The following is a 7,090-nucleotide window of genomic DNA, read 5'->3' as shown; positions in this document are numbered from 1 at the left end:
TTATGTAGGAATGTTCCGGACCGTCACGCCCAGGGAGAACCGTTGTGAAGGAACCAGTGCATATCGGCACACGCCCATCCGCAAAATCTGATCTGCAGCAGTTGCTGCACGAGGTGGCGCTGGGTGATCAGGAGGCTTTCGCCGCGGTCTACGACACCGTGGCCGGTTCCGTTCTCGGTGTCGCCCGGACGGTTTTGCGTGACCAGGCGCAGTCGGAGGAGGTGGCGCAGGAGGTCCTGGTGGAGGTGTGGCGCACGGCCCCGCGTTACCGGCCTGAGCGCGGTACGGCCATGAACTGGATTCTCACCCTCGCCCACCGGCGGGCGGTGGATCGAGTCCGGTCGGTGGAGGCGGCGGCGGCCCGTGACACCAAGGCCGCGCTGCTCGATCATCAGCCGGCCTACGACGAGGTGACAGAGCAGGTGGAGACCCGGCTGGAGCAAGAGCAGGTGCGGCGCTGTCTGCGCACCTTGACCGAGGTGCAGCGTCAGTCGGTCACACTCGCGTACTACCGCGGCCTGACCTACCGGGAGGTCGCTGAGGCCCTGTCGCTGCCCTTGGGCACGGTCAAGACGCGACTGCGTGATGGACTTATCCGGCTGAGGGACTGCTTGGGGGTGGCGGTATGAACACGACCGATCTGCACGGTCTGACAGGTGCCTATGCGCTGCACGCGCTCAACGATGAGGAGCGTGCCGCCTTCGAGCGTCATCTGACCACATGCGACGGCTGCGAGCTGGAGGTCGCAGAATTCACAGCCACGGCCGGACGCCTGGCCCTGGCTTCCACGGTACGCACACGTCCCGTCATGCGGGAGCAGGTCCTGCAGCGCATCACCACCGTGCGTCAGGCCTCTCCGCGTACCGTGCCCCTGCAACGGATGCCCCGTGGCGCACGGCGCGGGCGGGGTCTGGCCCAGTGGGCGTTGGCCGCCAGTGTGGCTGCCGCAGCCGCCCTCGGCGGAACCGCGGTATGGCAGTACGAGCGCGCCCAAGACGCACAAAATCAGGCTTCACAGGCTCAGCGACACGTCGAGGACTTGGCCGGTGTGCTGGCCGCGCCCGACGCCAAGTCGCGATCGGTGAAGGTCGCAGGCGGTGCGGGCACCCTGGTGGTCTCCGCCAGCCGGGACCGGGCCGTGTTCGTGGCGTCCAAGATGCCGGCACCGCCGCGCGGCAAGGTGTACCAGTTGTGGTTCGCCGACGGCGGGAAGATGCGCGCGGCCGGCCTGATGGATCCTGACCGCAGCAGCCAGGCCGTCGTGATGCAGGGAGCGGTCGACGGCGCCTCCGGCGTCGGCATCACGGTGGAGCCGGCGGGTGGATCGAAGCAACCGACTTCGACACCGGTGGCCCTGCTCGGCGTGCCGACGTAACAGCATGTGGGGGGAGTCCGCTTATCGGCAGACTCCCCCGCTCGTTCATGGGTGCCGGTGCGGTGGCAGTGGGATGAAGGCGCTGGTGCGGGCCACATAGGCGGCCCAGCCGGGACGGCCGGCCATGTGCTTCTCCAGCAGCCGTTTCCCGCTTCCGTTGATCAGCAGCACGCTCATCACCAGCGGTGAGACGACGGACACCGCCGCGGCCTGCCATCCCCCGTCGCAGGCGACAAGGAACAGCCCCCACCAGACGCAGAAGTCCCCGAAATAGTTGGGGTGGCGGGTCCACGACCACAGTCCCCGGTCCATGATGCGGCCCCGGTGGGCCGGGTCCGCCTTGAAACGGGCCAACTGGGCATCGCCGACGGCCTCGAAGAACAGGCCGACAGCCCACAGGGCCGTGCCGGCCCAGGCCAGGGCGGACAGCGGCCTGGGCGCGTACTGGGCAGCCTGCACGGGCAGGGACACCACCCACACCAAAGCCCCTTGCAGCAGGTAGATCATCCGCAGGGCATACAGATTCCGGTCGCCCCGCGCGCGGGCCAGCATCGCCTCGTACCGCGGGTCCTCGCCGTGGCCGCTACCCCGGCGCGCGATGTGCACCGCGAGCCGCAGCCCCCATACGACGGTCAGGACGGTGACCAGCAGGCGCCTGCCCGGATCACCACGGTCTTCTGTAAGGCCGAAGGTCACCACAGCCACGGCTGCGAAAGCCACCCCCCAGGCGATATCGACGACACGGTGCACGCCCAGGTTCAGAGCGATGGCGAAGGTGCCGAGCATGACCGCCAAGGACGTAGCCGCAACCCATCCCAGGTTGGCGGCGAACGCGTCCCAGGCGAACGCGGTCACCGCTCCTCCGGACGCTGGTACCAGCCGGCCGCTTCCGCCCCGGTCAGACCACTGCCGCCCGTGGCCCCGGGGCGCACGGCGAGGAACTGGTCCACCCCCATGCGCCGCTCCTCGAAAGCCAGGGCCCCGCCGACCAGATACAGCCGCCACACCCGGGCCGTCTCCTCACCCACCAGCCGCACGAAGTCCGCCCACCGTTGCTCCAGCGTGCGGTGCCAGGCGTTGATGGTGCGCACGTAGTGCTCGCGCAGCGACTCCACCGACCGGACCTCGAGACCGGCCGCCTCCAGCAGGCCGACGGTCTCGCCCATGGGCCGCATGTGCATGTCCGGGGCGATGTACGCCTCGATGAACGCACCCCCACCCGGGGCGCTCGCGCCGCGGGACATCTGCTGAACCAGCACGCGCCCCTGGGGGCGGACCAGCCGGTGCAGGGCGGCGGCGAAGGCGGGGTATTCGTCGTCTCCGACGTGCTCGCCCATCTCGACGGTGGCGACGGCGTCGTAGGCGGACCCGGCGATGTCCCGGTAGTCCTGGCACACCACCTCCACCCGGTGCTCCAGCCCCCGCACACGCACCTGCTCGCGCACGTACGCCGCCTGCTCCCGGGCCAGGGTGACGGCAGTGACCTGCACCTGGTGCTCCTGGGCCGCATACAAGGTCAGCGAACCCCAGCCGCAACCGATGTCCAGCAGCCGCGCACCGGGCACAAGCCCGAGCTTGCGGCAGATCAGCTTTAGCTTCGCGCGCTGCGCATCGGCCGGGCTCACCTCGGGCTCCTCACCTGTCCAATAGCCGCAGGAGTAGGCCATGGTCTCGTCGAGCAGCAGACGGTAGAAGTCGTTGGACAAGTCGTAGTGGTGACTGATGGCCGCTCGGTCGCGGGCCTTGCTGTGCAGGCCGCCGCGCAACCGTGCCTGCGTCGTGGGGGCGGGCGGCCGCGGGCCAAGGGCTCCTAGCCGTACGGCCTCGCCGAGCACGCGCCCCCAATCGGCCGGCGAGAGCGTTGGGGCGTGCAACCCCCGCTCCCGCGCGGTCCTCCACATAGCACGCAGCGCTTGGCCCAGATCGCCCTCCACGTCCACTTCGCCGGTGACGTAGGCCTGGGCGAGGCCGATTTCGCCGGGCTGCCAGAGCAGGCGGCGCAGTGCACGCCGGGAGCGCACGACGACCACGGGGGCGTCGGTGGGTCCGGTCTCGCTGCCGTCCCAGGTGCGCAGCCGCACCGGCAGCGGGCCGCCGAGCGCACCCTCCGCGAGGGCGGCGAGCCGCTGCGCGGCGCCGGAACGGACTGAGGTGCGAACGGGGGTCATCGGGCCGAGTTCTCCTTGGTGAACGAGTACTGCTGGACGTCGAGGTATGCGGAGCGGAAACCGGCTTCGGAGTAGGCCAGGTAGAAGGTCCACATGCGGCGGAAGGTGTCGTCGAACCCCAGGGCAGCGGCCTCGTCGGCGCGGTCGGTGAACCGCTCGCGCCACAGGCGCAGCGTCTCGGCGTAGTGCGCGCCAAAGCCGTCCCGGGCGGCGACCACCAGCCCAGTGTGGTCGCGGACGGTTTCCTCGATGGCCGTCGTCGAGGGGATCAGGCCGCCGGGGAAGATGTACTTCTGGATCCAGGTGTGGGTATCACGGCTGGCCAGCATCCGCTCGTGCGGCATGGTGATGGCCTGCAGCGCGACCCGGCCTCCCGGCACCAGACGCTCGTCGAGGGTGCGGAAGTAGACCGGCCAGAACTCGGCGCCGACGGCTTCGATCATCTCCACACTGACGATCGCGTCGTACGTTCCGCGGATCTCGCGGTAATCGCGCAGCTCGATTGATACGCGGTCGGCATACCCGGCCTCGCGTACGCGGTCCAGAGCCAGAGCGCGTTGCTCCCGGGACAGGGTGAGCGACGTGACGTGCGCACCGCGGGCGGCGGCCCGCAGGGCGAGTTCGCCCCAGCCTGTGCCGATCTCCAGCAGGCGGGTGCCCTCACGGACACCGGCCAGATCGAGCAAGCGGTCGATCTTTCGGTGCTGGGCGGCCGACAGCAACGGCCAATCGGCAGGGAATCCGCGGAAGATTGCCGAGGAGTAGGTGAGCGTCTCATCGAGAAACAGCGCGAACAGGTCGTTGGACAGGTCGTAGTGGCGGCTGATGTTGGTACGCGACCCGTCCGGAGTGTTGCGCTGCGCATCCGGCTGTCGCTGCGCCCACACATTGCGCAATCGCTGCAACGGGGCCGGAATCAGGTCGGCGGCATGAGCGGCGAGCACGGTAAGTACGCCGACCAGGTCCGGTGCGTCCCACTCGCCTGCCATGTACGACTCACCGAAACCGATGAGCCCGCGGGTTCCGATGCGGGCGTGGAACGCCTTGGGGTCACGCACCTCTATCAGCGGGCCCCCAAGGCCGAGGGGGGCGCCGTCGGCGAACCGCACGCGCAGGGGCAATCGCCGTAGGGCATGTTTCAGTACGGCGCGGGTGACGACCTGAACCGGCCGGGACGCCCTGGGTACGGCGGCGACATCGGGCCAACGCTCGGCGTCGATGGGCAGGATTCGGTGGCCGCGGGTGCGGTGGGGGCCGACGGGGCGGGGTTCGACTGTGGTCATGATGCTTTCTCCGGGGTGCGGCGGCCCGGGCGCGGCTGCACCGGCAGGCCTCGCAGAAACAGGCGGATGCCGTGGAAGCGGATGGCGGCCGACACCGTGAGTGTCGACCAGGGGTGACGTAGGGCCAGGCGCAGCAGAGCCGGGGCGGTTGCCTCGCGGCGCGTGCCGTGGACCGAGGCTGTGAAGGGTGGGCTGCCGGGCCGCTGCAGCCGTATCGCCAGACGCAGCTGCTCGCCGGGCGGCGGCAGCCGCATCTCGTAGTGGCCGTCGACCGGGTGGAAGGGGGAGACGTAGAAGTCTTTGGCGACCGTGGCGGTACCGGCAGCGTCGGTGTGCAGCAGGTAGGCGTGGCGCTCACCGTAGGTGTTGTGGACCTCGGCCACTACACACCGCAAGGCGCCGTCGGGCCGATAACACCAGTACAGGGTGAGCGGGTTGAAGACGTGCCCGAGGATCCGGGCGTGGGCGAGCATCAGTACCCGGCCGCCGTGCAGGTCGATGCCGTGCTCGCTGAGGAAGCCGTCCAGCGCGGCCCTGATCGACGGGGCACGCCCCGTGAAGTGGTCGCAGGGGCGAAAGCGGGCGAGCGGCCGGAGCGGACGCGGCAGCACGGGCAGGTGGTCGACGTCGACTAGCCACAGGTAGGTGCGGTGCCGCAGGGCGTACCGCCGGGGTGCCCGGCGCACGTGGGTGATCGCGCACGGGTACAGCGCCGGTGTCCCGGTGTGGGCCGGCCGCCGGTCGGACGAAGCGGTCACCACCGCACCCCCAGGGCGGCGGCGGCCTCGACGCCGCTGCGGCAGCCGTCCTCGTGGAACCCCCAGCCGTGGTAGGCACCCGCGAACGCGGTGATGGCCGTGTTCAGTTCCGGCAGCCGTCGCTGGGCGGCGACCGACCCGGGCGTGTAGACGGGGTGTTCGTAGGTCATGCGGGCCAGCACCCGTGCGGGGTCGACGCGGTCCTGACCGCCGAGGGTGACGACGTACGTCTGCTCGGCGTCGAGGCGTTGCAGCCGGTTCATGTCGTAGCTCACCCGCACCCGGTCGGCACCGGCCCGGCAGTCGGGCATCAGGTAGTTCCAGGAGGCGCGCGCTCCGCTCGCCCGCGGAAGCAGGGAGGTGTCGGTGTGCAGCAGGGTGGCGTTACGGGAGTAGCGGAAGGCGCCGAGGACCTCCTTCTCGTCGGGGGTCGCGTCGGCGAGCAGCCCCAGCGCCTGGTCGGGATGAGTGGCGAGGACGACGTGATCGTAGGAGGCGGTGGTCCCGTCGCCGGCGGTCACCTCCACGCCGTCCGCATGCCGGAGCACGGACCGCACAGGGGTGCCGGCGCGCACCTCGTTCAAGCCGGCCGCGATCCGGTCGACGTACGATTTTGAGCCGCCCGTCACGGTCCGCCACACCGGCGATCCGGTCACCGAAAGCATGCCGTGGTGTGCGAGGAAGCGGAACAGATAGGCCGCGGGATACCTCAGGGCCGTCTCTGCATCACATGACCACACCGCGGATACCACCGGCGTCATGAAGTGCGCCCGGAAGTAGGACGAGAACCCGGCCCGGTCCAGGAAAGCGCCAAGCGTCAGTGTGTCGTCGGCGCCCGTTGCGAGGAGGCGGCGGGAGGCCCGGTGGAAGCGCGGCACCTCGGCCAGCATGCGCAGGTACGGCCCGCGCAGAGTGTTGCGCGGCTGGGCGAACAGTCCGCGCGGGCCGCGGGCGCCTGCGTATTCCAGGCCGCAGCCCTCGCAGCGCACGGACATGCTCATCTCCGACTCCTGCGTGGCGACGTCGAGTTCACGGAAGAGGCGCAGTAGGTTCGGATAGGTGCGACGGTTGTGCACGATGAAACCGGAGTCGACGCGATGCGTACGCCCGTCGGGCGCGGTCAGTTCGTGGGTGTGGGCGTGGCCGCCGAGCCGGTCGTCGGCCTCGTAGAGGGTGACGTGGTGGGCGCGGGCCAGGATGTGCGCGGCGGTCAGTCCCGCCACCCCGCTGCCGATGACGGCCGTACGACGCTTGGTCTGGGAGTCGTTCGCCGGTTTCCCTGGCGCTATCGCGTTGGACGGTTCTTCCATGGTGTTGTTTCCCTCCCCTACGGGTGAAGAGCTGCTCAGGGCCGGTCCGCAGGCGTTCTGGTCTGCGGACCGGCCCTGAGTGAGGCCCCCCGAGCCACACCGCTTGGGCGGCTGGGCGGGGGCCACGGCACGAGGGACGCGCGGCGCCGGTCACTCCCGTCAAGGCGACCGGCCGGGCGCGCGTCCTCGGCCGCGC

At 70.2% G+C, this 7,090-nt stretch carries 7 protein-coding genes; 2 read left to right on the top strand and 5 right to left on the bottom strand.

Features of this window, described 5'->3' with window-relative positions:
• Nucleotides 1-44: 44 nt before the first annotated feature.
• Both IE312_RS33635 and IE312_RS33630 read left to right on the top strand, forming a co-directional pair.
• Nucleotides 45-629, top strand: coding sequence for a sigma-70 family RNA polymerase sigma factor (locus IE312_RS33635; protein WP_189986013.1), 585 nt, complete (start codon nt 45-47; stop codon nt 627-629).
• Complete coding sequence (locus IE312_RS33630) at nt 626-1,375, top strand: anti-sigma factor (protein ID WP_189986012.1); 750 nt, start codon at nt 626-628, stop codon at nt 1,373-1,375. Before IE312_RS33635 ends, IE312_RS33630 begins: the two co-directional genes overlap by 4 nt.
• 45 nt (nt 1,376-1,420) lie before the next feature.
• On the opposite strand, the gene IE312_RS33625 is transcribed toward IE312_RS33630, so the two are convergent.
• The 5 genes from IE312_RS33625 to IE312_RS33605 all read right to left on the bottom strand — a co-directional run bounded on the left by IE312_RS33625 (nt 1,421) and on the right by IE312_RS33605 (nt 6,894).
• On the bottom strand, nt 1,421-2,161 hold the full coding sequence (locus IE312_RS33625; protein ID WP_370467654.1) for a DUF1295 domain-containing protein: 741 nt from the start codon (nt 2,159-2,161) through the stop codon (nt 1,421-1,423).
• A 65-nt stretch (nt 2,162-2,226) separates the two neighbouring features.
• On the bottom strand, nt 2,227-3,543 hold the full coding sequence (locus IE312_RS33620; RefSeq protein WP_189986010.1) for a class I SAM-dependent methyltransferase: 1,317 nt from the start codon (nt 3,541-3,543) through the stop codon (nt 2,227-2,229).
• Nucleotides 3,540-4,826: an SAM-dependent methyltransferase gene (locus IE312_RS33615; RefSeq protein ID WP_189986009.1), complete on the bottom strand. Its 1,287-nt coding sequence runs from the start codon at nt 4,824-4,826 to the stop codon at nt 3,540-3,542. The genes IE312_RS33620 and IE312_RS33615 overlap by 4 nt, the downstream gene beginning before the upstream one ends.
• The gene (locus IE312_RS33610) at nt 4,823-5,584 is read right to left on the bottom strand and encodes a DUF1365 domain-containing protein (protein ID WP_229900742.1); all 762 of its coding nucleotides are present in this window, start codon (nt 5,582-5,584) and stop codon (nt 4,823-4,825) included. The genes IE312_RS33615 and IE312_RS33610 overlap by 4 nt, the downstream gene beginning before the upstream one ends.
• Complete coding sequence (locus IE312_RS33605) at nt 5,581-6,894, bottom strand: NAD(P)/FAD-dependent oxidoreductase (protein ID WP_189986008.1); 1,314 nt, start codon at nt 6,892-6,894, stop codon at nt 5,581-5,583. Before IE312_RS33605 ends, IE312_RS33610 begins: the two co-directional genes overlap by 4 nt.
• Nucleotides 6,895-7,090: the final 196 nt, after the last annotated feature.

The organism is Streptomyces capoamus, assembly GCF_014654935.1.
GTDB classification, from domain to species: domain Bacteria; phylum Actinomycetota; class Actinomycetes; order Streptomycetales; family Streptomycetaceae; genus Streptomyces; species Streptomyces capoamus.
This window is presented reverse-complemented; position numbering and strand designations above follow the sequence as displayed.

Excerpts from the sequence above, each read along its gene's own strand:
- IE312_RS33630 (WP_189986012.1), top strand. The coding sequence starts at position 626 with ATGAACACGACCGATCTGCACGGTCTGACAGGTGCCTATGCGCTGCAC.
- IE312_RS33625 (WP_370467654.1), bottom strand. The coding sequence starts at position 2,161 with ATGCTCGGCACCTTCGCCATCGCTCTGAACCTGGGCGTGCACCGTGTC.
- IE312_RS33620 (WP_189986010.1), bottom strand. The coding sequence starts at position 3,543 with ATGACCCCCGTTCGCACCTCAGTCCGTTCCGGCGCCGCGCAGCGGCTC.
- IE312_RS33615 (WP_189986009.1), bottom strand. The coding sequence starts at position 4,826 with ATGACCACAGTCGAACCCCGCCCCGTCGGCCCCCACCGCACCCGCGGC.
- IE312_RS33605 (WP_189986008.1), bottom strand. The coding sequence starts at position 6,894 with ATGGAAGAACCGTCCAACGCGATAGCGCCAGGGAAACCGGCGAACGAC.